Consider the following 25,332-nt stretch of genomic DNA (forward strand, 5'->3'; position numbering starts at 1 on the left):
ATCAGGCTGGCCGCGATGGTGCGATCTTCCGGTTCAGAACTGCTGTTCTTCCGTCGAACCGGTCAGCGCGGTGACGGACGACGCGCCGCCCTGAATCAGGGTGGTCACCTTGTCGAAATAACCGGTGCCCACTTCCTGCTGGTGAGACGAGAAGGTGTACCCTTGTTTAATGGCCGCAAATTCCGGCTGCTGTACTTTCTCCACGTAGTGCTTCATGCCTTCGCCCTGCGCATAGGCATGCGCCAGGTCGAACATGTTGAACCACATGCTATGGATACCCGCCAGCGTGATGAACTGGTATTTGTACCCCATCTCCGACAGTTCATCCTGAAAACGGGCGATGGTGCGATCGTCCAGATTCTTCTTCCAGTTGAACGACGGCGAACAGTTGTAGGCCAGCAGTTTGCCGGGGAAACGGGTGTGAATCGCCTCGGCGAAACGCCGCGCCAGCGCCAGGTCGGGCGTTGAGGTTTCACACCACACCAGGTCGGCGTAAGGGGCATACGCCAGCCCGCGGCTGATCGCCTGTTCCACCCCGGCGCGGGTGCGGTAAAACCCTTCCACCGTGCGTTCGCCGGTGACGAAGTCCCGGTCGTAATCATCACAATCCGAGGTCAGCAAATCGGCCGCGTCGGCGTCGGTACGCGCCACCAGCAATGTCGGCACGCCCAGCACATCCGCCGCCAGCCGGGCCGCCACCAGTTTCTGCACCGCTTCCTGCGTCGGCACCAGCACCTTGCCGCCCATATGGCCGCACTTCTTCACCGACGCCAGTTGGTCTTCAAAATGGACCGCGGCGGCGCCCGCTTCAATCATCGATTTCATCAGTTCAAACGCATTCAGCACCCCGCCGAAACCGGCTTCCGCATCGGCGACGATCGGCAAAAAGTAGTCGGTATAACGCGGGTCATCCTGCCCGATGCCGTTGGCCCACTGGATTTGATCCGCGCGCCGGAAGGTGTTGTTGATACGCTGCACCACCGACGGCACCGAGTTGGACGGGTAGAGCGACTGGTCCGGGTACATGCTGGCGGCCAGGTTGGCATCCGCCGCCACCTGCCAGCCGGACAGATATATCGCCTCCAGCCCGGCTTTCGCCTGCTGCAACGCCTGCCCGCCGGTCAACGCGCCGAGGCAGTTGACGTAGCCTTTACGCGACTTACCGTTCAACAGCTTCCACAGCTTTTCCGCGCCCAGTTGCGCCAGCGTACAGGCGGGGTTCACCGACCCGCGCAGATTCACCACATCCTCGGCGCGGTACGGGCGGGTAATGCCTTTCCAGCGCGGCGTGTTCCACTCTTGTTCCAGTTGCTCGATTTGTTGGGTACGAGAGGTGCTCATAGCGATTCCTTTTTTAAACAGGATTAATCAAGTAAGTCGTAACCGGGTAAGGTGAGAAAATCGATTAATGCGTCCTGCGTGGTGATGCGTTCCATCAAACGGCCGGCGTCATCGAAACGGCCGTCGTCGAAACGGGCGTCGCCCAGCTCGCCGCGGATAACCTGCATCTCTTCCGCCAGCATCTGGCGAAACAACGACTTGGTCACCACCCTGCCGTCACTGAGGGTTTTGCCGTGGTGAATCCACTGCCAGATGGAGGTACGGGAGATCTCGGCGGTGGCGGCATCCTCCATCAGTCCGTAAATCGGCACACAACCGTTGCCGGAAATCCAGGCTTCGATGTATTGCACCGCGACGCGGATATTGGCGCGCATGCCGGCTTCGGTACGCTCCCCCGGACAAGGCGCCAGCAGTTCGTCGGCGGTCACCGGCGCATCGTCTTCACGCAGCACATCCAGTTGATTGGGACGATCGCCCAGCAGGCGATTGAATACCGGCATCACCGTGTCGGCAAGACCGGGATGGGCGATCCAGGTGCCGTCATGACCATTACGAGCCTCCAGCTCCTTGTCCTGCCTGACTTTTTCCTGCACCCAGGCGTTGCGCTCCGCGTCTTTGCTGGGAATGAACGCGGCCATCCCGCCCATCGCAAACGCGCCGCGCCGGTGACAGGTTTTGATCAGCAAACGCGAGTAAGCGTTCAGGAACGGTTTGTCCATCGTGACTGATTGCCGGTCCGGCAATACCCGGTCCGGGTGATTTTTCAACGTCTTGATGTAGCTGAAAATGTAGTCCCAACGGCCGCAGTTCAGCCCGACAATGTGGTCGCGCAGGTGATAGAGAATTTCGTCCATCTGGAACACGGCAGGCAGGGTTTCAATCAAGATGGTGGCTTTGATAGTGCCGCGCGTCAGGCCAAAACGTTCTTCGGTATAGCTGAACACCTCGCTCCACCAGGCGGCCTCCTGCCAGGATTGGGTTTTCGGCAGGTAGAAATAGGGGCCGCTGCCTTTTGCCAGCAACTGGCGGTAGTTATGGAAAAAATAGAGCGCAAAATCGAACAGACTGCCGGGGATGGGTTCATCATTCCACAACACGTGTTTTTCCGGCAGGTGCAGGCCACGCACCCGACAAATCAGCACCGCCGGGTCAGGCTTGAGCTGATAAATCTTTCCCGCCTCGCTGGTGTAGGTGATGGCGCCGCGCACCGCATCCCGCAAGTTGATTTGCCCTTCAATCACTTTCGGCCAACTGGGCGCCAGCGAATCTTCAAAGTCCGCCATAAAGACTTTCACGTTGGCATTCAGGGCGTTAATCACCATTTTTCGTTCCACCGGGCCGGTAATCTCTACCCGGCGATCCAGCAGGTCAGCAGGAATACCACGAATCTTCCAGTCGGATTCACTTATGGAATCCATTTCCGAAATGAAACCGGGTAATTCACCGTTATCAATTCTTGCCTGCACCGCCTGGCGCTCAGCCAGTAAACGGTTGCGCTGCGGAGTGAACCGGCTGACCAACGCGGTGAGGAAATCCACCGCCTCAGCCGTCAGAATCTGTCGTTCTGCCTCACCAAATGCGGTGGTGAACACCAGTTCCCTGCTTATCGTCTGTTGTGTCATGTCGTCGTTCCTATTCCGTTGTCCTCGCCTTATCGGCTGTTCAATCTGCGAACTCATTCCGAACATTTTTCAGCCAACAGAACTAAGCCTAATTCAATAAAATTAAAAATCAAAAACAATTTCCATTTTTAATTTAAATTCAATTCAAGCATATGATTAATTTAAAATTAAAGTTATACGTAATAGAGAAATGCATTCCATGAATAGTAAGTGGAGGAAATCTGAGATCGCTTGAGCAGGAAAAAGAAAAGGCGCCATGAGGCGCCTGACGGGAGAGAATGAGAGGAAAGCGTCAATCCAGCGTAGGATTCATATGACGCAAATCGAACGGCGTGATCTGGTAAACGTAGTAATTCAGCCAGTTGGAAAACAGCAGATGGCCGTGGCTACGCCAGGTCGCCCGCGGCGTTTTCTGGGGGTTATCCCCCGGAAAATAGTTCACCGGGATTACTGGATTAAGGCCGGCATCGTAGTCACGGAAATACTCGCTCGATAATGTCAGCGCATCGTACTCCGGGTGCCCGGTCACAAACGCCAGCCGCTTATCCTTACTGGCAAACAGGTAGGCACCGGCTTCCTCAGACTCCACCAGAATATCCAGATCGGTGTGCTCACGAATCACGTCGGAAGGAAAATCCGCATAGCGGGAATGTGGTGCCAGAAAGGTTTCGTCAAAACCGCGCGTCAACAGGGCATGCGGTTGCAACGTATGGTGTGAATACACGCCGGATAATTTCACGTCACGGGTCAGCTTGGGGATGCCGTACAGCACATTCAACGCCGCCTGAACCGCCCAACACACAAACAGTGTAGAAGTGACATGCTCTTTGGCCCAGTTCACCACCCGCTCGATCTGCGGCCAGTACACCACATCGCAAAAATCCACCAGCCCCAGCGGCGCGCCGGTCACGATCAAACCGTCAAAATTCTCGTGCTCGATATCTTCAAAGTCGCAGTAGAAGTTATTGAGGTGCTCCGTAGGCGTGTTCTTCGATTCCCGGCTATCGATGCGCAACAACTGAATATCCACCTGCAGTGGCGAATTCGACAGGAGCCGCAGGAACTGATTCTCCGTTTCGATTTTCTTTGGCATCAGGTTAAGCACCAACACCTTCAACGGACGAATTTCCTGCGTTCTAGCTCGGGAAGACGGCATTACAAAGACGTTTTCATTGCGCAAGAAGCTGACAGCTGGCAACTCATCAGGAACCCGGATTGGCATAACCTTACACCTCACTGCATACGTTTATACGTTTATACGTTTAGCCTTCTAGGCTGCCGAAGATAACGACTTTCCAGAGCAATGTCGAGTACATAACCTTCTGGTTGAAAATCTTTCATCAGAAATCAGATTTATATATCTATTTTTAGCATAAGAATTACACAGTATGACGCAAAGCGAGACGGTTCCTCTGCTGATGCAGAGTAATGAGAACCATGGAGAGGGAGAGATAAAGAGAAGGTATTGCAGAAAAGTGAAAAAAATATCAGACAGCGTTCAAAAGATCAGGAAAAGGACAAGGCGGTAGGGTAGTAAAAAACACCGGGCCGCCGGCCATCTCCGCCCTGGCACTCGGTTCTGCCACCACGCCCCAAAGCAAAAAACCCCCGGCATAACCGGGGGTTCCTTATGTGATGCCTGGCAGTTCCCTACTCTCGCATGGGGAGACCCCACACTACCATCGGCGCTACGGCGTTTCACTTCTGAGTTCGGCATGGGGTCAGGTGGGACCACCGCGCTCTCGCCGCCAGGCAAATTCTTTTCATTCCAACCGTCATGCCCACGCTACCGCGCCGCACAACCATCAGAATCCATCCGTCGAACAAGCCAAATTCTTTCTCGTCTCTCTCACCAAAACACCTTCGGTGTTGTAAGGTTAAGCCTCCCGGGTCATTAGTACTGGTTAGCTCAACGTATCGCTACGCTTACACACCCAGCCTATCAACGTCCTCGTCTCGAACGTCCCTTCAGGGGAATCAAGTTCCCAGGGAAGACTCATCTCGGGGCAAGTTTCCCGCTTAGATGCTTTCAGCGGTTATCTCTTCCGCACTTAGCTACCGGGCAATGCAATTGGCATCACAACCCGAACACCAGTGGTGCGTTCACTCCGGTCCTCTCGTACTAGGAGCAACCCCCCTCAATCTTCCAGCGCCCACGGCAGATAGGGACCGAACTGTCTCACGACGTTCTAAACCCAGCTCGCGTACCACTTTAAATGGCGAACAGCCATACCCTTGGGACCTACTTCAGCCCCAGGATGTGATGAGCCGACATCGAGGTGCCAAACACCGCCGTCGATATGAACTCTTGGGCGGTATCAGCCTGTTATCCCCGGAGTACCTTTTATCCGTTGAGCGATGGCCCTTCCATTCAGAACCACCGGATCACTAAGACCTGCTTTCGCACCTGCTCGAGCCGTCACTCTCGCAGTCAAGCTAGCTTATGCCTTTGCACTAACCTCCTGATGTCCGACCAGGATTAGCTAACCTTCGTGCTCCTCCGTTACTCTTTGGGAGGAGACCGCCCCAGTCAAACTACCCACCAGACACTGTCCGCAACCCGGTTCACGGGTCCACGTTAGAACATCAAACATTAAAGGGTGGTATTTCAAGGTTGGCTCCATGCAGACTGGCGTCCACACTTCAAAGCCTCCCACCTATCCTACACATCAAGGCTCAAGGTTCAGTGTCAAGCTATAGTAAAGGTTCACGGGGTCTTTCCGTCTTGCCGCGGGTACACTGCATCTTCACAGCGAGTTCAATTTCACTGAGTCTCGGGTGGAGACAGCCTGGCCATCATTACGCCATTCGTGCAGGTCGGAACTTACCCGACAAGGAATTTCGCTACCTTAGGACCGTTATAGTTACGGCCGCCGTTTACCGGGGCTTCGATCAAGAGCTTCTCCTTACGGATAACCCCATCAATTAACCTTCCGGCACCGGGCAGGCGTCACACCGTATACGTCCACTTTCGTGTTTGCACAGTGCTGTGTTTTTATTAAACAGTTGCAGCCAGCTGGTATCTGCGACTGGGCTCAGCTCCATCCGCAAGGGACTTCACCATGCCCAGCGTGCCTTCTCCCGAAGTTACGGCACCATTTTGCCTAGTTCCTTCACCCGAGTTCTCTCAAGCGCCTGAGTATTCTCTACCTGACCACCTGTGTCGGTTTGGGGTACGATTCAATGTTACCTGATGCTTAGAGGCTTTTCCTGGAAGCAGGGCATCTGTCACTTCAGTACCGTAGTACCTCGTCATCACGCCTCAGTGTTACGGCAGACCGGATTTGCCTGGTCCACCCACCTGCACGCTTAAACCGGGACAACCGTCGCCCGGATGACATAGCCTTCTCCGTCCCCCCTTCGCAGTAACACCAAGTACAGGAATATTAACCTGTTTCCCATCGACTACGCTTTTCAGCCTCGCCTTAGGGGTCGACTCACCCTGCCCCGATTAACGTTGGACAGGAACCCTTGGTCTTCCGGCGTGCGGGTTTTTCACCCGCATTATCGTTACTTATGTCAGCATTCGCACTTCTGATACCTCCAGCAGACCTCACAGTCCACCTTCAACGGCTTACAGAACGCTCCCCTACCCAACAACGCCTAAGCGTCGCTGCCGCAGCTTCGGTGCATGGTTTTAGCCCCGTTACATCTTCCGCGCAGGCCGACTCGACCAGTGAGCTATTACGCTTTCTTTAAATGATGGCTGCTTCTAAGCCAACATCCTGGCTGTCTGGGCCTTCCCACATCGTTTCCCACTTAACCATGACTTTGGGACCTTAGCTGGCGGTCTGGGTTGTTTCCCTCTTCACGACGGACGTTAGCACCCGCCGTGTGTCTCCCGTGATAACATTCTCCGGTATTCGCAGTTTGCATCGGGTTGGTAAGCCGGGATGGCCCCTAGCCGAAACAGTGCTCTACCCCCGGAGATGAATTCACGAGGCGCTACCTAAATAGCTTTCGGGGAGAACCAGCTATCTCCCGGTTTGATTGGCCTTTCACCCCCAGCCACAAGTCATCCGCTAATTTTTCAACATTAGTCGGTTCGGTCCTCCAGTTAGTGTTACCCAACCTTCAACCTGCCCATGGCTAGATCACCGGGTTTCGGGTCTATACCCTGCAACTTAACGCCCAGTTAAGACTCGGTTTCCCTGCGGCTCCCCTATGCGGTTAACCTTGCTACAGAATATAAGTCGCTGACCCATTATACAAAAGGTACGCAGTCACACCTAAAAGGTGCTCCCACTGCTTGTACGTACACGGTTTCAGGTTCTATTTCACTCCCCTCGCCGGGGTTCTTTTCGCCTTTCCCTCACGGTACTGGTTCACTATCGGTCAGTCAGGAGTATTTAGCCTTGGAGGATGGTCCCCCCATGTTCAGACAGGATACCACGTGTCCCGCCCTACTCATCGAACTCACGGCCTGTGCATCTTCGTGTACGGGACTTTCACCCTGTATCGTGCGACTTTCCAGACGCTTCCACTGACACACAAGCCGATTCAGGTTCTGGGCTGCTCCCCGTTCGCTCGCCGCTACTGGGGGAATCTCGGTTGATTTCTTTTCCTCGGGGTACTGAGATGTTTCAGTTCCCCCGGTTCGCCTCATTAACCTATGGATTCAGTTAATGATAGTGTGACGAGTCACACTGGGTTTCCCCATTCGGGTATCGTCGGGTATAACGGTTCATATCACCTTGCCGACGCTTTTCGCAGATTAGCACGCCCTTCATCGCCTCTGACTGCCTAGGCATCCACCGTGTACGCTTAGTCGCTTAACCTCACAACCCGAAAGTGTCTCGGGATGCGGGTATATTGAGAGACTCGAACAACACATGAATTCACACTCATATGCCGTCGTTTCAAATTTTCAGCTTGTTCCGGATTGTTAAAGAGCAGATAACATAAACCTGACTATCACTAATCAGTTTTAGGTTAGCGTTGACCGTGCCTTTCACCCACTGTCAGTCATATTGGCGTCCCCTAGGGGATTCGAACCCCTGTTACCGCCGTGAAAGGGCGGTGTCCTGGGCCTCTAGACGAAGGGGACATCACTTGTCAGCTTCGCAAGACGCTTTTGACTCTTTCTTATCATCAGACAATCTGTGTGGACACCACGCAGGCACTTCAGCTCGGTAAGGAGGTGATCCAACCGCAGGTTCCCCTACGGTTACCTTGTTACGACTTCACCCCAGTCATGAATCACAAAGTGGTAAGCGCCCTCCCGAAGGTTAAGCTACCTACTTCTTTTGCAACCCACTCCCATGGTGTGACGGGCGGTGTGTACAAGGCCCGGGAACGTATTCACCGTAGCATTCTGATCTACGATTACTAGCGATTCCGACTTCATGGAGTCGAGTTGCAGACTCCAATCCGGACTACGACGTACTTTATGAGGTCCGCTTGCTCTCGCGAGGTCGCTTCTCTTTGTATACGCCATTGTAGCACGTGTGTAGCCCTACTCGTAAGGGCCATGATGACTTGACGTCATCCCCACCTTCCTCCGGTTTATCACCGGCAGTCTCCCCTGAGTTCCCACCCGTAGTGCTGGCAACAGAGGATAAGGGTTGCGCTCGTTGCGGGACTTAACCCAACATTTCACAACACGAGCTGACGACAGCCATGCAGCACCTGTCTCAGCGTTCCCGAAGGCACGACCGCATCTCTGCAGTCTTCGCTGGATGTCAAGAGTAGGTAAGGTTCTTCGCGTTGCATCGAATTAAACCACATGCTCCACCGCTTGTGCGGGCCCCCGTCAATTCATTTGAGTTTTAACCTTGCGGCCGTACTCCCCAGGCGGTCGATTTAACGCGTTAGCTCCGGAAGCCACGCCTCAAGGGCACAACCTCCAAATCGACATCGTTTACAGCGTGGACTACCAGGGTATCTAATCCTGTTTGCTCCCCACGCTTTCGCACCTGAGCGTCAGTCTTCGTCCAGGGGGCCGCCTTCGCCACCGGTATTCCTCCAGATCTCTACGCATTTCACCGCTACACCTGGAATTCTACCCCCCTCTACGAGACTCTAGCCTGTCAGTTTTGAATGCAGTTCCCAGGTTAAGCCCGGGGATTTCACATCCAACTTAACAGACCGCCTGCGTGCGCTTTACGCCCAGTCATTCCGATTAACGCTTGCACCCTCCGTATTACCGCGGCTGCTGGCACGGAGTTAGCCGGTGCTTCTTCTGCGGGTAACGTCAATCGACAAGGTTATTAACCTTGTCGCCTTCCTCCCCGCTGAAAGTGCTTTACAACCCGAAGGCCTTCTTCACACACGCGGCATGGCTGCATCAGGGTTTCCCCCATTGTGCAATATTCCCCACTGCTGCCTCCCGTAGGAGTCTGGACCGTGTCTCAGTTCCAGTGTGGCTGGTCATCCTCTCAGACCAGCTAGGGATCGTCGCCTAGGTGAGCCGTTACCCCACCTACTAGCTAATCCCATCTGGGTTCATCCGATGGCGTGAGGCCCGAAGGTCCCCCACTTTGGTCTTGCGACGTTATGCGGTATTAGCTACCGTTTCCAGTAGTTATCCCCCTCCATCAGGCAGATCCCCAGACATTACTCACCCGTCCGCCGCTCGCCGGCGGGGAAGCAAGCTTCCCCCCGCTGCCGCTCGACTTGCATGTGTTAGGCCTGCCGCCAGCGTTCAATCTGAGCCATGATCAAACTCTTCAATTTAAAGTTTGATGTGTTTTCCGAAGAAAACGTGCTCAAAGAATTTACTGTTAGTTCGTATGAATTAACTGTTGTCACTCTTCAAGACTTTTCACAAATATTTTAGTGAAGCGTCCTGCGAGTGCCCACACAGATTGTCTGATTGATTGTTAAAGAGCAGTGCGACCGGCTTGCAGCCTGCTGTCGCGAGGTGGCGTATACTACGCTTTCCTCATTCAGAGTCAACGACTTTTTTCTCGCTTTCTCTGCCTCACACCGCGCCGGCTCATCGCCGTTGCCGTGTCAGTGGATGCGCATTATAGGGATCCGAACGGGTTACACAACCACTTTCTCAATCTTTTTTTCCGTTCGCGCATTTTTCCACCCTTACGTTGAGTTATTGTGCAGGCAACGCTATTTTCTGAGCAATAAAGCCGGATCCAACCAAGGATCCGGGATCCGTAATATTAACTTTAGGAGATGCGGCATATGTCCGAGGCATTACGCCCGTTTAAAGGAGCGCTGCCGGTTATCGGTAAAAACGTCATGGTGGATCCTTCCAGTGTAGTTATCGGGGAGGTCACACTGGCGGATGATGTGAGCATCTGGCCATTAGTGGTCATCCGGGGTGATGTCAACTTCATCCGGATTGGGTCCCGCTCCAATATTCAGGATGGCAGCGTCTTGCACGTAACCCACTGTTCGGAAAAAAACGTGAATGGAAATCCATTAATTATTGGGGAAGACGTTACCGTCGGGCACAAAGCCATGCTGCATGGTTGCACGATCGGCAATCGTGTTCTGGTGGGCATGGGTTCAATTCTTCTTGATGGCGTCACCGTTGAAGATGACGTCATCATTGGTGCGGGTAGTCTGGTTTCACCGGGAAAGACGCTGGAGAAAGGTTACCTTTATCTTGGTAGTCCAGCTAAAAAGGTTCGCCCACTGACAGAGCAGGAACTGGAAGGGCTGCTTTATTCATCCAATAACTATGTGCGCTGGAAAGACGAATATCTAAGCCAATCACACCAGTGAAGCAATTGGCGCTTTTCATCAATGAATTTCATCACTAAACAGAAAGCGCCCTTGCTCGTCGTATTCATCATCACGAATCAAGCGTTCAAACTCATCTTCCCAATCCCAGCGATGTTCACGGAACAGTGACAGCCACTGTTCCGGCTGCACATCACCATAGCGTTCCAGCAGAACATATCGTCTAATCACGCACTCGCGCTGGAACCCGCCGACCAGGGCCGGAAAAATGATCGCCCCATCATGATCACTCCACCATTCCCGATCTGGAAACTGAATCGCCTGATTCATGTTCCCAGTTCCTGTTTCATTTTATGAATTACCGGTACGACATCCGGCATGACGCCATGCCACAAATTGAACGCATGCGCCGCCTGCCAGACCAGCATCCCCATTCCGTCAACATAACGTTGTGCCCCCTGCCGGATGCACCACGTCAAAAAAGGGGTCGGTTCCGACTGATAAAACATGTCATAGCAACACACATCAGGAGAAATTAGAGAGGCTGGCAGATCAGGAACATCGCCCGCTACCCCCGATGAGGTAGCATTGATAATCAAATCAAAATGATGACTACCCAACTTTTCCATCGGCAACGCGCTCACCTGACCATAGCGGCTGAAATGTTCAGCCAGTGCATCAGCTCTGGCAAATGTGCGGTTAGCGATAATTAACTCGCATCCGTACGCCAGCAAAGGCTGAATAACGCCGCGTGCTGCGCCCCCCGCCCCCACCAGCAACACCCGATTATGAGGCTGGATAAATTCATGCTGCTGCAAATCACTCAGCAGACCAATACCGTCAGTATTGTCGCCATAAAGCGAACCATCGCCTTTCCTTTGGATCGTATTGACGGCGCCAGCGGAACGAGCACGTTCGCTCAACTCATCCATAGCCGCACATGCGCGTTCCTTGAACGGAGCCGTCACATTGGCGCCGCATGCTCCATGTTGAAAAAACGCGTTCAGGCTGTCCTCAAAACCATCCAACGGCGCCAGTATTCGCTCGTAGGTCAGCGAGATCCCCGTCTGCTCGGCAAATAACGCATGAATGCGCGGCGATTTGCTGTGCGCAATAGGATGACCAAAAACCGCAAAAGATTGACTCACGGACACCTTGTTCTCCAATACTTGCTACCCCTGACGCAACATTTCTCCCGTCAAGGCATCACGAATTTCCGATGGATTCAGGCGGCCGCCAACCTCTCCATTCAGGACAGGAAAACGCTCGCCAAACTGCGCCACCACTTCACTGACTGTACGACACGGCGGCTGGCCGCTCAGATTTGCACTGGTAGAAACCAGCGGCTTTCCGAACGCCAGACACAGCAGCTTAACCAGCGGGTGATCGCTCACTCGCACCGCCAGTGAGGTGAACCGCCCGGTCAGCCAATCCGGCGTTACCGTTTTGGCCGGAAGCACCCAGGTAACCGGCCCGGGCCAGGAGGCAAAGATGGTCTGGCGCTGAATGTTCGACAAGGCCGACATGTCGACATAAGGTTCCAGTTGCTGAAAATCCGCCGCAATCAGGATCAGCCCTTTTTCACGTGGGCGTTGTTTCAACGCCAACAAACGTTCTACCGCCGTTTCACTGTCGGGATCACACCCAAGCCCAAATACAGCCTCCGTTGGGTAGGCGATCACATTTTCTTCCCGCAGTTGCTGTAACAACGGTGCTAAATCTTCAGAATTTAAATTACTCATCACAATGACTTTCTTCAGCCGATACCGGCTTTCCACACAATTTACTGGCACAAAAGCGTCTTACGCCCTGCGCAGTTTTCTTCTCTATCAATAACGGGTAATGGCAGTATTCGCATTCCCCCGCGATCGGCTTGTGATTCAGCGTGAATTGACAGGCAGGATAACGTTCGCAGGAGTGAAACGTCTTGCCATAACGAGATTTACGCTGAAGCAATCGGCCGTCATGGCACTGGGGACATGTCAGGGTCGTTTCATCCGGGCGATCGATGGCTTCCGTATGCTCGCATTCAGGATAGTTACTGCAACAGATGAACATGCCATAACGCCCCTGACGCAGCACCAGCGCCGACTGGCAACGAGGGCAATGCTGCCCATCCAGCACTTTCACCACATGCCCATCAGCATAGGCTTTAAGCGGTCGAATATAATGGCATTCAGGATAACGGGAACAACCAAGAAACGGGCCGTGCTGCCCGGAACGGATAACCAACACGGCCCCACATTCAGGGCACACCTGCTGCGGCTTTTCAGCAATAAGTATGGTTTTAGCCATGATTTACTTTGATTCCCGACTACTGCAAATACCCTTCATTGGCTTCAAAGAGTAAATCTTCCATTTGCTGATAAGCATTTTCGCAACCTGGCACATTGAACAGCACCATCAGAATGACCCATTTTAGATCTTCCAGGTCAAAATCCTGCGTTTCAAGCGCCATCACCCGATCAATGACCATCTCGCGGGTTTCCAGATTGAGCACTTTAATCTGCTCAAGAAACAGCAGAAAGCCGCGACAATCCACATCCAGACGTTGTTCCTCTTCAGCGGTGTAAATGCGCAACGCCAGAGGGTCGCTGGCCAACGCCAGTGGCGGGGTTTGCCCTTCCTGCAAGTCGGCTAGTTTTTCAAGCCAGTCCAGCGCGCTGTAGATATCGTCACGATCAAATCCCGCGCGGGTGAGGTCATCAGTCAACGTATCCTGATCGACACGCATTTCGGTTTCATTGTGGATGTAAGTTTCAAACAAGTACATTAGTACGTCGAACATGGCCTGCCCTCCTTATACGGACATAGCCGCCGGGTACAGCTGCGATCCACCCTGCTAACTCCAGATCCAGTAACTTAATCACCACCTCTGGCACAGGTTGGCCGGCACGTTCAGCGACAACGTCAACAGGTGTAACCTCATCTCCTACGGTAGCCAACACATCAGCAAATGGCAATTCCAGTTCGTCTTCCGTCGCACAAATAATTCCCGGAACGCCCTCACTAGGAATATCGGCAAACCAGCGCAGTCCATTATGGAGTTGTTCAAAAATGTCCTGAGGTTGGATAACCAGGCTGGCCCCTTGCTGTATTAGCCAGTGATTACCTTCCGTCATCGGATTGCCAATCGGACCGGGCAGAGCGAATACCTCGCGATTTTGTTCCAACGCATAACGCGCCGTCACCAGCGAGCCACTACGCATCGATGCCTCCACCACCAGAACGCCCAGGCTTAATCCGCTGATGATGCGATTGCGGCGAGGGAAATTCACCGGCAACGGCCGAGTATTCAGAGGAAACTCAGACACCAGAGCCCCACGCTGCTGCACAATTGCATCCGCCAGCGTCAGATGCCGGCGCGGATAAAGCTGGTTTAATCCGCTCCCCAATACCGCAATGGTTTTCCCTCCCGCCTGCAGGGCGGCCTGATGGGCAATACCATCGATCCCCACAGCAAGCCCGCTGGTTATGGTCAGATGATTCAGACTGAGTTGCTGGCTGAAGACATGCCCCCACTGTTCGCCGTAAGCGCTATTGTTGCGACTGCCAATCACCGCAATCTGCGGAGATGACAGTACGCCAACATCTCCGGCGACATACAAACATACCGGAGGCGAAGCAATGTTACTGAGCAAAGGGGGATAATCGGCGCTGTTGAATGTCACCAGGTGATGATCCGGCGTTTCCAGCCAATGCACTGTATTCTGGATATCCAGATCGCTCAGAGCGAGAAACTGCTCGGTCTGACTTTCCGTTAGGCCAAGCGATTTCAGATATCCCGCCGGATACGAGTTTTCGGCCTGCAATTGACCGAACAATGCGGCGCACCTTTTGGCGCCAAGGCCCTTAACCGACGCCAGACGCAACCAGATTTCCATATCCGTCATATCCCACTCCGCATCCTGCTGTGCCATGGCCGTGATGCTGTCAATCACCCTCGGAAATGTCTACAATAAAGACTGGAGCATTCTAACCACCTGAATACAGATCTAAACATATATGTCAGTGTTGCAAGTATTACATTTCCCCGATGAGCGGCTTCGCATTAAGGCGCAGCCGGTAAAAGAAGTTAATGCAGAGATTCAGCGTATCGTGGACGATATGTTCGATACCATGTACGAGGAAGAAGGCATTGGCCTCGCGGCCACGCAAGTTGATATCCATCAGCGCATCATCGTGATCGATGTTTCAGAAGAACGGGATCAACGACTGGTCTTGATCAACCCGGAACTGCTGGAGAAATCTGGTGATACCGGAATTGAAGAAGGCTGTTTGTCCATTCCTGAAACTCGCGCGCTGGTTCCGCGGGCAGAACACGTCAAAGTGCGCGCGCTGGATCGCGAAGGTAACCCGTTTGAGTTGGAAGCCGACGGCTTGCTGGCGATTTGCATTCAGCATGAAATGGATCACCTGGTCGGCAAACTGTTTATCGACTACCTGTCGCCGCTGAAGCGCCAACGCATCCGCCAGAAGCTGGAAAAATTGGCCAGACAAAACAGCAAGGCATAAGCAGTCCCGTAAACCTATTTCCAGGCAGGAAACCACGTGTCATTACGCATTATTTTCGCAGGAACGCCTGATTTCGCCGCACAGCATCTTGCAGCGCTGCTATCGTCAGAGCATGAGGTTGTCGGTGTGTTCACCCAACCGGACCGCCCGGCAGGCCGCGGCAACAAGCTGACGCCCAGCCCGGTTAAAGTGCTGGCTGAACAGCATGGTATTCCGGTATTCCAACCCAAATCATTACGCCCTGTTGAGAATCAACAACTGGTGGCGGAACTGGGCGCTGATGTAATGGTTGTGGTTGCCTATGGCCTCATCCTGCCGCAAGCCGTACTGGATATGCCTCGCCTGGGGTGCATCAATGTGCATGGTTCGCTGCTGCCGCGCTGGCGTGGAGCGGCGCCGATACAGCGCGCGCTCTGGGCTGGCGATGCACAGACGGGAGTCACGATCATGCAGATGGACGCCGGGCTGGATACTGGCGCCATGCTTCACAAAATCGAATGCCCGATTCTGCCGGATGACACCAGCGCCACACTGTATGACAAGCTGGCAAAGCTGGGTCCTCAGGGATTAATGGATACACTGGCGCAATTGTCCGCCTCTCAGGTGACCGCCGAAGCACAGGACGACAGCCTGGCAACCTATGCAGAAAAACTGAGCAAGGAAGAGGCGCGTCTGGACTGGCAATTGTCGGCAAAACAGCTGGAACGCTGCATCCGTGCCTTCAATCCGTGGCCAGTCAGCTATTTTCTGATTGAGGAACGACCGGTAAAAGTCTGGAAAGCCGAGGCGCTGGACGCCTCGCATCAGCAACAGCCGGGAACCATACTTGCTGCCGACAAAGACGGCATCCGGATTGCTACCGCTGACGGCGTATTAAATATTCAGATCCTGCAACCCTCGGGCAAAAAAGCCATGTCAGCACAGGATTTGCTTAACTCTCGCCGCGAATGGTTCACCCCGGGCCACACACTGGCCTGATACCACGGTACCGACCTTATGTCGGTACCACTGACATTCTCCTACCCGTTCTGAACCGATGAAAAGCACATATAATCTTCGTAGCATTGCCGCCACTGCTCTTGTCCAGGTTGTCGAACAAGGGCAATCACTCAGCCACCTGCTCCCTACGCTCCAGCGAGACATCAGTGAGAAGGATCGCGGCCTGCTGCAGGAGATCTGCTTTGGCGTATTACGCGTATTACCACAGCTGGATTGGTATCTTCGTCAACTGATGGCCAAACCGCTTACCGGCAAGCAGAAGGTACTGCATTATCTGTTGATGGTAGGTATCTATCAGCTCATCCACACTCGCATTCCTCCCCATGCCGCGCTGGCGGAAACGGTTAACGGCGCGGTTGCCCTGAAACGGCCTCAGTTGAAAGGATTAATCAATGGCGTATTACGCCAGTTCCAGCGTCAGCAGGACGAATTGCAGCAACGGTTGCAGAACAATCCGGCGCGCTATGCGCACCCCGAGTGGTTGTTGCAACGACTGAAAAAGGCCTATCCCGAGCAATGGGAGCGCATCGTCGAGGCGAACAATCAGCATCCTCCCATGTGGTTACGGGTCAACCGGCAGCATCATACTCAGGCAGCCTATCTGACGTTACTGCAGGAAAAAGAGATAGAAGCTTATCCTCACCCTTTCTATGCGGATGCCATTCGACTGGGGACACCCTGCGCCGTCAATCAGTTACCGGGGTTCGAACAGGGCTGGGTCACCGTACAGGACGCGTCGGCACAAGGCTGTATCCACTGGTTGTCGCCGCAAGACCACGAAGATATTCTCGATCTGTGCGCCGCGCCTGGCGGCAAGACAACACATATACTTGAAGCCGCTCCTCATGCTCATGTACTTGCCGTTGACGTGGATGAACAACGGCTGAAGCGGGTCAGAGAGAATTTGCAACGCCTTGGTCAACACGCCGAGGTCAAATGTGGAGATGGCCGAACACCAACAGCATGGTGTGGGGACAAGCGCTTTGATCGTATTTTGCTGGATGCTCCTTGCTCCGCGACCGGCGTCATTCGCCGTCACCCGGATATCAAGTGGTTGCGCCGCGATAGCGATATCGCCGAACTGGCTGCTATGCAACAGGCAATTCTGGAAGCTATCTGGCCACAGCTGAAAAATGGCGGCACGCTGGTGTACGCCACCTGCTCTATACTACCGGAGGAAAACCACCAGCAAGTGGCCGCATTTCTGCAACGCCATCCTGATGCCGCATTGGTTGATACCGGTAGCCCGCAGCACCCTGGGATTCAGAAATTACCCGCGGCGGAAGATGGCGATGGTTTCTTTTATGCGAAGCTGGTAAAAAACGGGCAATAGCTCTAACCGGTTGATAAGCCCCGACAGGAACAGACACGGCAGAAATCACGATGAAGATAATTATTCTTGGTGCAGGTCAGGTTGGCGGAACGCTGGCAGAAAATCTGTCAGGCGAAAACAATGATATTACCGTTGTGGACACCAATACGACCCGGCTACGCCAGCTTCAGGACAAATTCGATCTGCGCGTGGTGACTGGCTATGCCTCTCATCCGCGCATATTGCGCGAAGCCGGCGCTGAAGATGCAGATATGTTGATCGCCGTAACCAATTCCGACGAAACCAACATGATCGCCTGTCAGGTCGCTTACTCCCTGTTCAATACTCCCAACCGCATCGCGCGTATCCGCTCATCGGAGTATATCCGTGAATCTGAGCAATTGTTTCAGGCGGAAGCCGTCCCGATTGATCACCTTATTTCGCCGGAACAACTGGTTATCGACAATATTTATAAATTGATCGAGTATCCGGGCGCATTGCAGGTAGTCAATTTCGCAGAGGGGAAAGTCAGTATTGCCGCAGTAAATGCATACTATGGCGGGCCGTTGGTGGGTAATGCGATTGCAACGATGCGCGACCATATGCCTCACATAGAAACGCGAGTCGCAGCCATTTTCCGCCATGACCGGCCGATTCGTCCTCAAGGCTCAACCGTGATTGAAGCCGGCGATGAAGTGTTCTTTATCGCCGCCTCACAGCATATTCGGGCGGTGATGAGTGAGATGCAGCGGCTGGAGAAGCCCTATAAGCGCATCATGATTGTTGGGGGCGGAAATGTGGGCGCTGGCCTGGCCCTCAGACTCGAAAAGGATTATAGCGTCAAGCTAATAGAGCGCGACGCGCTGCGAGCCGCTGAGTTAGCGGAGCGCTTACAACACACTATCGTCTTTCACGGCGATGCTTCTGACCAGGAGTTACTGGCTCAGGAGCACGTTGAACAGATTGATGTATTCATCGCCATCACCAACGATGATGAAGCGAATATCATGTCAGCCATGCTGGCAAAACGGATGGGTGCCAAAAAAGCGATGGTCCTGATCCAGCGCCGGGCCTATGTCGACCTGGTGCAGGGCAGTGTCATTGATGTTGCTATTTCGCCACAACAGGCCACCATTTCCGCATTGCTGGGACATGTGCGTAAAGCGGATATCGTCAGTGTATCGTCGCTGCGACGCGGTGTTGCAGAAGCGATTGAAGCAATTGCACATGGTGATGAAGGCACATCGAAAGTAGTCGGCCGCATGATCGCCGATATCAAACTGCCGCCAGGAACAATTATCGGTGCAATTGTGCGCGGCAACGACGTCATCATTGCCAATAACAATTTGCAAATAGAACAGGGTGACCATGTCATTATGTTTTTGACTGACAAGAAATATGTGTCCGACGTCGAGCGTTTATTCCAGCCCAGCCCATTCTTCCTCTAACCTTTCCTCAGGGCGTTTTATCCTGCGCGCCCTGAAATATCCCTTTTTGGTAAATTTTCCATCGCTTGTTAAAATTAAAAAAGGTTTTATCGGGGAGAGTGTTATGAGCTTTATAAAAGAGTTTCGTGAATTCGCCATGCGCGGCAACGTGGTTGACCTGGCTGTCGGGGTCATTATCGGCGCCGCATTCGGAAAAATCGTATCGTCGTTGGTATCGGACATTATCATGCCACCACTGGGACTCTTGATCGGCGGCGTCGATTTCAAACAGTTTCATTGGGTTTTGCGAGAGGCGCAAGGCAATATAGCCGCAGTCAGTATTAATTACGGCGTATTCATTCAGAATATTTTTGATTTTATCATCGTTGCATTTGCCATTTTTATGGCCATCAAGCTCATGAATAAATTACGTCGTACCCAACAGGAAGAACCCAATGCGCCGCCCAAGATCAGCGCAGAAGAAAAATTACTGACAGAGATCCGAGATTTACTCAAACAACAGGCCGATAACCATTCCAAAAACGCATAATTGTCTTAACGGCAGAATCAACATGCCAGAAGGCCAGTGGTAAAAGCATTGTTTTCTTACCACTGGCCTCCCAGTTCTTACCCTGTGCTTTTTGATGTTTCTCTTTCCTGCGATAGCTCCCTTTACCTTTTGTATTCTGCTCAACACGCTGGTGAAACAGAGGGTCATGGAGCAGCGCCTCAAGTGCGTTATCTTTTATCTGCCCTTTAGTATGGCGATAATGTGACATAAATCTACCTCATTCGATGGATGTTATATTCAACGTAAATTGCCTGTTATAACAAGCGGTTCAGTCATCTTTAACGGAGATATTCTTCTCCAATCGCATGCCTAATGCATGCTGATAAGACCCTTTCAGAAAATCGGTATTCATTCCTGACAGCTGCAGGCGTAACTCTAGCGCCTTGAGCCGCCGGGATAAATCGGTATAGTCTGCTGATGCTGGGTCAGCCGCGCGCAGTAAATTTACCAATGTCAGCGCTTCTTTGCGATCGGATAGTTCCGGCGGCAAAAAACCGCCATTCTTCATCAGATGGTATGCGCTGCGTAGTTCAACAGGAACAGCGCTATTGTCATCCAACTGAAGCGGCTTACCGCTGCCTGGCAAATGGTCTAACTCCCCACGCTTTTGCGCCTCAATGATATGGCGCTCGGCCCATTCATCAATAGGGAACATAAAACAGCCTCCCGCACGATCTTTCATCCACATGATAGTAAATTGAAGAGAGTTCGAACAGCAACAAGGCGGGGTTTAATGAGGACGTAAAAAAACCGGGTTTCCCCGGCTTTTTTACGCTAGTGCAAATTACTCTGCAGCAGCAACTTCTTCTGTCTGAGAAACTGCGCGATCAACGAGCTCGATGTATGCCATCGGCGCATTGTCACCAGCACGGAAGCCACACTTCAGAATACGAGTGTAACCACCGGCGCGGCTCGCGAAACGCGGGCCCAGTTCATTAAACAGTTTAGCCACGATCTCGTTATCACGAGTACGGGCGAATGCCAGACGACGATTAGCAACGCTGTCGGTCTTGGCAAGAGTAATCAGCGGTTCAACAACACGACGCAGCTCTTTCGCTTTCGGCAGGGTCGTCTTGATAATCTCATGACGAACCAAAGAACCAGCCATGTTGCGGAACATAGCCTGGCGATGGCTGCTGTTACGGTTCAGTTGACGACCACTCTTACGATGGCGCATGACCTTATCCTTCTCAGTAAAACCTTAACCTGTGATCCGGTTACTCATCAGCAATGCTTGCCGGCGGCCAGTTTTCCAGGCGCATGCCCAGAGACAGACCACGAGAAGCCAGCACGTCTTTAATCTCAGTAAGAGATTTTTTACCCAGGTTAGGCGTTTTAAGCAGTTCAACCTCGGTACGCTGTACCAGATCACCGATGTAGTGGATAGCTTCTGCCTTAAGGCAGTTAGCAGAGCGGACAGTCAATTCAAGATCGTCAACAGGGCGCAGCAGGATCGGATCGAATTCTGGTTTCTCTTCTTTCACTTCCGGCTGACGTACATCACGCAAGTCAACGAAAGCTTCCAATTGTTCAGCCAGAATGGTCGCCGCACGGCGGATCGCCTCTTCAGGATCGATCGTGCCATTGGTTTCCATCTCGATAACCAGCTTGTCCAGGTCGGTACGCTGTTCAACACGAGCTGCTTCAACATTGTAAGCGATACGCTCAACAGGGCTGTAGCAAGCGTCGACTAACAGGCGACCGATCGGGCGCTCATCTTCTTCCGTATGAATACGGGCAGACGCCGGCACATAACCGCGACCACGCTGAACTTTGATACGCATATTGATAGATGCGTTCTCATCGGTCAGATGGCAGATCACATGCTGTGGCTTGACGATTTCGACATCACCGTCGTGGGTGATGTCGGCTGCAGTCACAGGGCCAATGCCAGATTTATTCAGGGTAAGAATAACTTCATCTTTGCCTTGAACTCTCACCGCCAGCCCTTTCAGGTTGAGCAGGATTTCCAGGATATCTTCCTGTACGCCTTCTTTGGTGCTGTACTCGTGCAGTACACCATCAATCTCAACCTCGGTCACCGCGCAACCAGGCATGGATGAAAGCAGAATACGGCGCAGTGCGTTACCAAGAGTATGGCCGAAGCCCCGCTCTAACGGCTCAAGGGTCACCTTGGCGTGCGTCGAACTGACTTGCTCGATATCTACCAGGCGCGGTTTTAGAAACTCTGTCACAGAACCCTGCATTGTGTCCTCTCTTTGGTACTAAGCTTTACTTGGAGTAAAGCTCGACGATCAGGTGTTCATTAATGTCCGCAGACAGATCGGTACGTTCAGGAATACGCTTGAACACACCTTCCATCTTGGCAGCATCAACTTCCAGCCAAGTTGGCTTTTCACGCTGTTCAGCCAGCTCCAGAGCGGCCTTAACACGAGACTGCTTTTTCGCTTTCTCGCGGATGCTGACTACGTCATTCGGAGATACCTGATAAGAAGCGATGTTAACAACGCGACCATTTACCATGACAGCCTTGTGACTTACCAGCTGACGAGATTCTGCACGAGTCGCGCCGAAGCCCATACGGTAAACAACGTTGTCCAGACGACCTTCCAGCAACTGCAACAGGTTTGCACCTGTATTGCCTTTCAGGCGAGCGGCTTCTTTGTAGTAGTTACGGAACTGGCGCTCCAGAACACCGTAGATACGGCGAACTTTCTGCTTTTCACGCAACTGCACACCATAGTCAGACAGACGCGGTTTACGCGCACCGTGCTGACCAGGAGCTTGTTCAATTTTACACTTGGAATCGATCGCGCGAACACCAGACTTTAGAAACAGGTCGGTGCCTTCACGACGGCTCAGCTTGAGCTTAGGACCCAAATATCTTGCCATTTTCTTTCTCCAGCAATCCTAAAAGCGGCGTTACACGCGACGCTTTTTCGGCGGACGACAACCGTTATGAGGGATCGGAGTCACATCAGTAATGTTAGTGATGCGGAAACCAGCCGCGTTCAGTGCGCGGATAGTAGACTCACGGCCCGGACCAGGTCCTTTAACCATAACTTCCAGATTCTTGATACCGTACTCTTTCACAGCTTCAGCGCAGCGCTCTGCTGCTACCTGAGCGGCGAACGGAGTGGATTTACGAGAACCACGGAAACCGGAACCACCGGCAGTTGCCCAACCCAACGCATTACCCTGACGATCGGTAATAGTAACGATGGTGTTGTTGAAAGAAGCATGGATATGAGCCACACCGTCAGAGACTTGCTTTCTTACACGCTTACGTGCACGAATAGGTGCCTTTGCCATTATTCAATCACCCCGATTATTTCTTGATCGGTTTGCGCGGACCCTTACGGGTACGGGCGTTAGTCTTGGTACGCTGACCGCGAACCGGCAGACCACGACGGTGACGCAAACCACGGTAAGTACCAAGGTCCATCAGACGCTTGATGCTCAGGGTGATCTCACGACGCAGATCGCCTTCTACAACAAACTTGGCTACTTCGTCACGCAGCTTATCGATTTGCTCTTCAGACAGCTCACTGATCTTAACATCTTCAGCAATACCCGTTGCAGCACAGATGGATTTGGAACGGGTTTTGCCGATGCCGTAAATAGCAGTTAATGCAATTACGGTATGTTTATGATCAGGAATGTTAATGCCTGCTATACGGGCCACTATGCACTCCTACAATTTTATAAAGCAATACCATACTGAAAAGCCCGTTTTCAGGATACTCAAATGGATATTGCAGTTACATACAAAAGATTGGCTGGCTAATCTAGCCAGCTCAATCCAACTTTGCAAGAAAAATATGCGAGATAATCAGCCTTGGCGCTGTTTATGCTTCGGTTCGGCGCTGCAGATGACGCGAACGATGCCGTTACGCTTAACGATCTTACAGTTACGACATAATTTCTTGACGGAAGCACGAACTTTCATTTTTACTCTCCGTAACTTCTCAAGCTAAACCTAATTAGCGGCTATAGCCTTTCAGGTTTGCCTTCTTCAATGCAGACTCGTACTGACTTGACATCAGCAAGGTTTGCACTTGAGCCATAAAGTCCATAATCACAACAACAACGATCAATAATGACGTACCACCGAAGTAGAACGGCACTTTCATTGCGTCACGCATGAACTCCGGGATGAGGCAGATAAAAGTAATGTACATCGCACCGACCAGAGTCAGGCGGGTCATCACTTTATCAATATACTTCGCCGTTTGCTCTCCCGGACGAATTCCTGGCACGAATGCACCGGACTTCTTCAGGTTATCTGCTGTTTCACGCGGGTTGAACACCAACGCAGTGTAGAAGAAACAGAAGAAGATGATTGCAGATGCATAGAGTAACACATAAAGCGGTTGCCCAGGCTGCAGATACAGCGAAATAGTTGTCAGCCAGTTCCAACCAGTACCGCCCCCGAACCAAGATGCAATGGTTGCAGGGAACAGGATAATACTGGAAGCGAAGATAGCCGGGATAACCCCTGCCATATTCACTTTCAGCGGTAAATGCGTACTCTGTGCTGCGTATACGCGACGTCCTTGCTGACGTTTGGCGTAGTTAACAACGATACGACGCTGACCACGCTCAATAAACACCACAAAAAACGTTACTGCGAATACCAGCACTGCAACCAACAGCAACAGGAGGAAGTGCAGATCGCCTTGCCGCGCTTGCTCGATAGTATGGCCAATGGCCGGCGGTAATCCCGCAACAATACCGGCAAAGATTATAATCGAGATACCGTTGCCGATACCCCGTTCAGTAATCTGCTCGCCCAGCCACATCAGGAACATTGTCCCGGTAACCAGACTGACAACAGCGGTGAAATAAAATGCAAAGCCCGGATTAATCACCAGACCTTGCATTCCAGGCATATTCGGCAAACCGGTAGCAATACCGATTGACTGAAATATTGCCAACACCAAAGTGCCGTAACGGGTGTACTGACTGATTTTACGTCGGCCAGCCTCCCCTTCCTTCTTAATTTCCGCCAGAGCCGGGTGAACCACCGTCAACAACTGAATGATGATGGATGCCGAAATATACGGCATGATCCCCAGAGCGAAAATCGAAGCACGGCTGAGAGCACCACCAGAGAACATGTTAAACATTTCAATGATGGTGCCGCGCTGTTGTTCGAGCAATTTGGCAAGCACAGTGGCATCAATACCAGGAATCGGAATAAAAGAGCCAATACGGAAAACAATCAACGCACCGATAACAAACAACAGTCTGCGTTTCAGTTCGCCAACTCCGCCTTTAGCACTTTGAAAATCTAATCCTGGTTGTTTAGCCATCTGCTACTTATTCCTCAATTTTGCCGCCAGCAGCTTCGATAGCAGCACGAGCGCCTTTGGTGACGCGCAGACCACGAATCGTTACCGGACGTGCAACTTCGCCAGACAGAATCACTTTCGCGAATTCAATCTGAACGCCGATGACGTTAGCAGCTTTCAGCGTATTCAGATCAACAACATCGCCTTCTACACGCGCCAGATCAGACAGACGGATTTCCGCTGTAATCATCGCTTTGCGAGAAGTGAAGCCGAACTTCGGCAGACGACGATACAAAGGCATCTGACCGCCTTCGAAGCCACGACGTACGCCACCGCCAGAACGAGAGTTCTGACCTTTGACGCCGCGACCACCAGTCTTACCGAGGCCGGAACCGATACCGCGACCTAAGCGCTTCGGCGCGTGTTTGGCACCTTCGGCCGGAGACAGAGTATTCAAACGCATCTGTTACTCCTCCACTTTAACCATGTAGGAAACCGCGTTGACCATACCGCGAACAGCAGGAGTATCCTCACGCTCAACGGTATGACCAATACGACGCAGACCCAGGCCAAGCAGCGTTGCCTTGTGTTTCGGCAGACGACCGATTGCACTACGGGTTTGAGTAATTTTAATAGTCTTTGCCAT

At 52.5% G+C, this 25,332-nt stretch carries 26 protein-coding genes, 1 tRNA gene and 3 rRNA genes; 6 read left to right on the forward strand and 24 right to left on the reverse strand.

Annotation, left to right across the window (positions count from 1 at the left end; translation table 11 throughout):
* Nucleotides 1-33: 33 nt before the first annotated feature.
* The 7 genes from aceA to CPA59_RS20295 form a co-directional block, all read right to left on the reverse strand.
* Complete coding sequence (gene aceA / locus CPA59_RS20265) at nucleotides 34-1,341, reverse strand: isocitrate lyase (RefSeq protein ID WP_038920387.1); 1,308 nt, start codon at nucleotides 1,339-1,341, stop codon at nucleotides 34-36.
* A gap of 23 nt (nucleotides 1,342-1,364) precedes the next feature.
* Complete coding sequence (gene aceB / locus CPA59_RS20270; protein ID WP_107760579.1) at nucleotides 1,365-2,963, reverse strand: malate synthase A; 1,599 nt, start codon at nucleotides 2,961-2,963, stop codon at nucleotides 1,365-1,367.
* A gap of 292 nt (nucleotides 2,964-3,255) precedes the next feature.
* Complete coding sequence (metA, locus tag CPA59_RS20275; protein WP_038665129.1) at nucleotides 3,256-4,185, reverse strand: homoserine O-succinyltransferase; 930 nt, start codon at nucleotides 4,183-4,185, stop codon at nucleotides 3,256-3,258.
* Between the two features lie 415 nt (nucleotides 4,186-4,600).
* Nucleotides 4,601-4,716, reverse strand: a 5S ribosomal RNA gene (gene rrf, locus CPA59_RS20280).
* Between the two features lie 120 nt (nucleotides 4,717-4,836).
* Nucleotides 4,837-7,741, reverse strand: a 23S ribosomal RNA gene (locus CPA59_RS20285).
* A 193-nt stretch (nucleotides 7,742-7,934) separates the two neighbouring features.
* Nucleotides 7,935-8,010, reverse strand: a tRNA-Glu gene (locus CPA59_RS20290).
* An 86-nt stretch (nucleotides 8,011-8,096) separates the two neighbouring features.
* Nucleotides 8,097-9,638: ribosomal RNA gene (locus CPA59_RS20295) — 16S ribosomal RNA — on the reverse strand.
* Together the 16S, 23S and 5S rRNA genes with 1 tRNA gene alongside form the textbook arrangement of a ribosomal RNA operon.
* A 465-nt stretch (nucleotides 9,639-10,103) precedes the next feature.
* On the opposite strand from CPA59_RS20295, the gene CPA59_RS20305 reads away from it, so the two are divergent.
* Nucleotides 10,104-10,649: a gamma carbonic anhydrase family protein gene (locus tag CPA59_RS20305; RefSeq protein WP_038921142.1), complete on the forward strand. Its 546-nt coding sequence runs from the start codon at nucleotides 10,104-10,106 to the stop codon at nucleotides 10,647-10,649.
* An 18-nt stretch (nucleotides 10,650-10,667) separates the two neighbouring features.
* Here the strand turns inward: CPA59_RS20305 and CPA59_RS20310 are convergent, their stop codons facing one another.
* Genes CPA59_RS20310 through dprA form a run of 6 tightly spaced genes read right to left on the reverse strand, consistent with a single transcriptional unit; the run spans nucleotide 10,668 to nucleotide 14,500 of the window.
* Nucleotides 10,668-10,937, reverse strand: a complete 270-nt coding sequence (locus CPA59_RS20310; RefSeq protein ID WP_038920389.1) for a DUF1488 domain-containing protein — start codon at nucleotides 10,935-10,937, stop codon at nucleotides 10,668-10,670.
* Entirely contained in the window at nucleotides 10,934-11,761 is an 828-nt protein-coding gene (gene aroE / locus CPA59_RS20315; protein ID WP_107760912.1) for a shikimate dehydrogenase, read from the reverse strand. The genes CPA59_RS20310 and aroE overlap by 4 nt, the downstream gene beginning before the upstream one ends.
* 18 nt (nucleotides 11,762-11,779) lie before the next feature.
* Entirely contained in the window at nucleotides 11,780-12,349 is a 570-nt protein-coding gene (gene tsaC / locus CPA59_RS20320) for an L-threonylcarbamoyladenylate synthase type 1 TsaC (RefSeq protein WP_107760581.1), read from the reverse strand.
* Entirely contained in the window at nucleotides 12,342-12,902 is a 561-nt protein-coding gene (locus tag CPA59_RS20325) for a type I DNA topoisomerase (protein ID WP_071605240.1), read from the reverse strand. The genes tsaC and CPA59_RS20325 overlap by 8 nt, the downstream gene beginning before the upstream one ends.
* A gap of 19 nt (nucleotides 12,903-12,921) precedes the next feature.
* Nucleotides 12,922-13,395, reverse strand: a complete 474-nt coding sequence (locus CPA59_RS20330; protein ID WP_038920390.1) for a DUF494 family protein — start codon at nucleotides 13,393-13,395, stop codon at nucleotides 12,922-12,924.
* Nucleotides 13,367-14,500, reverse strand: a complete 1,134-nt coding sequence (gene dprA, locus CPA59_RS20335) for a DNA-protecting protein DprA (protein ID WP_107760914.1) — start codon at nucleotides 14,498-14,500, stop codon at nucleotides 13,367-13,369. Before dprA ends, CPA59_RS20330 begins: the two co-directional genes overlap by 29 nt.
* Nucleotides 14,501-14,612: 112 nt before the next feature.
* Here dprA and def point away from each other — a divergent pair, with 112 nt between their 5' ends.
* From def to mscL, 5 genes are all read left to right on the forward strand, one after another.
* A complete protein-coding gene (def, locus tag CPA59_RS20340; RefSeq protein ID WP_038920391.1) occupies nucleotides 14,613-15,122 on the forward strand; it encodes a peptide deformylase in 510 nt (169 codons plus the stop codon).
* 36 nt (nucleotides 15,123-15,158) lie between these two features.
* Nucleotides 15,159-16,100 (forward strand): methionyl-tRNA formyltransferase, encoded by a 942-nt coding sequence (fmt, locus tag CPA59_RS20345; RefSeq protein WP_100850232.1) that lies wholly within the window; start codon nucleotides 15,159-15,161, stop codon nucleotides 16,098-16,100.
* 58 nt (nucleotides 16,101-16,158) lie between these two features.
* On the forward strand, nucleotides 16,159-17,454 hold the full coding sequence (gene rsmB, locus CPA59_RS20350; protein WP_107760583.1) for a 16S rRNA (cytosine(967)-C(5))-methyltransferase RsmB: 1,296 nt from the start codon (nucleotides 16,159-16,161) through the stop codon (nucleotides 17,452-17,454).
* Between the two features lie 50 nt (nucleotides 17,455-17,504).
* The gene (gene trkA, locus CPA59_RS20355) at nucleotides 17,505-18,881 is read left to right on the forward strand and encodes a Trk system potassium transporter TrkA (protein ID WP_107760585.1); all 1,377 of its coding nucleotides are present in this window, start codon (nucleotides 17,505-17,507) and stop codon (nucleotides 18,879-18,881) included.
* A 103-nt stretch (nucleotides 18,882-18,984) separates the two neighbouring features.
* Nucleotides 18,985-19,410, forward strand: coding sequence for a large-conductance mechanosensitive channel protein MscL (mscL, locus tag CPA59_RS20360; protein ID WP_038920395.1), 426 nt, complete (start codon nucleotides 18,985-18,987; stop codon nucleotides 19,408-19,410).
* Here the strand turns inward: mscL and CPA59_RS20365 are convergent.
* The 11 genes from CPA59_RS20365 to rpmD form a co-directional block, all read right to left on the reverse strand.
* On the reverse strand, nucleotides 19,373-19,639 hold the full coding sequence (locus tag CPA59_RS20365) for an alternative ribosome-rescue factor A (protein ID WP_071605241.1): 267 nt from the start codon (nucleotides 19,637-19,639) through the stop codon (nucleotides 19,373-19,375). The genes mscL and CPA59_RS20365 overlap by 38 nt on opposite strands.
* Before the next feature lie 60 nt (nucleotides 19,640-19,699).
* A complete protein-coding gene (locus CPA59_RS20370) occupies nucleotides 19,700-20,086 on the reverse strand; it encodes a DUF1992 domain-containing protein (RefSeq protein WP_038920396.1) in 387 nt (128 codons plus the stop codon).
* Nucleotides 20,087-20,215: 129 nt separating this feature from the next.
* Nucleotides 20,216-20,608: a 50S ribosomal protein L17 gene (gene rplQ / locus CPA59_RS20375; RefSeq protein ID WP_012768122.1), complete on the reverse strand. Its 393-nt coding sequence runs from the start codon at nucleotides 20,606-20,608 to the stop codon at nucleotides 20,216-20,218.
* Between the two features lie 40 nt (nucleotides 20,609-20,648).
* Nucleotides 20,649-21,638: a DNA-directed RNA polymerase subunit alpha gene (gene rpoA / locus CPA59_RS20380; protein WP_012768121.1), complete on the reverse strand. Its 990-nt coding sequence runs from the start codon at nucleotides 21,636-21,638 to the stop codon at nucleotides 20,649-20,651.
* Between the two features lie 25 nt (nucleotides 21,639-21,663).
* Nucleotides 21,664-22,284: a 30S ribosomal protein S4 gene (rpsD, locus tag CPA59_RS20385; protein WP_013319692.1), complete on the reverse strand. Its 621-nt coding sequence runs from the start codon at nucleotides 22,282-22,284 to the stop codon at nucleotides 21,664-21,666.
* A 30-nt stretch (nucleotides 22,285-22,314) separates the two neighbouring features.
* Complete coding sequence (gene rpsK, locus CPA59_RS20390; protein ID WP_002919257.1) at nucleotides 22,315-22,704, reverse strand: 30S ribosomal protein S11; 390 nt, start codon at nucleotides 22,702-22,704, stop codon at nucleotides 22,315-22,317.
* Between the two features lie 16 nt (nucleotides 22,705-22,720).
* On the reverse strand, nucleotides 22,721-23,077 hold the full coding sequence (gene rpsM / locus CPA59_RS20395; protein WP_012768119.1) for a 30S ribosomal protein S13: 357 nt from the start codon (nucleotides 23,075-23,077) through the stop codon (nucleotides 22,721-22,723).
* A 147-nt stretch (nucleotides 23,078-23,224) separates the two neighbouring features.
* On the reverse strand, nucleotides 23,225-23,341 hold the full coding sequence (rpmJ, locus tag CPA59_RS20400; RefSeq protein WP_012768118.1) for a 50S ribosomal protein L36: 117 nt from the start codon (nucleotides 23,339-23,341) through the stop codon (nucleotides 23,225-23,227).
* 34 nt (nucleotides 23,342-23,375) lie between these two features.
* Complete coding sequence (secY, locus tag CPA59_RS20405) at nucleotides 23,376-24,707, reverse strand: preprotein translocase subunit SecY (protein WP_013319693.1); 1,332 nt, start codon at nucleotides 24,705-24,707, stop codon at nucleotides 23,376-23,378.
* Nucleotides 24,708-24,714: 7 nt separating this feature from the next.
* Complete coding sequence (gene rplO / locus CPA59_RS20410; protein ID WP_038920397.1) at nucleotides 24,715-25,149, reverse strand: 50S ribosomal protein L15; 435 nt, start codon at nucleotides 25,147-25,149, stop codon at nucleotides 24,715-24,717.
* 3 nt (nucleotides 25,150-25,152) lie between these two features.
* A complete protein-coding gene (rpmD, locus tag CPA59_RS20415; protein ID WP_004846568.1) occupies nucleotides 25,153-25,332 on the reverse strand; it encodes a 50S ribosomal protein L30 in 180 nt (59 codons plus the stop codon).

It is taken from the genome of Dickeya sp. Secpp 1600 (assembly GCF_003049805.1).
GTDB classification, from domain to species: domain Bacteria; phylum Pseudomonadota; class Gammaproteobacteria; order Enterobacterales; family Enterobacteriaceae; genus Dickeya; species Dickeya fangzhongdai.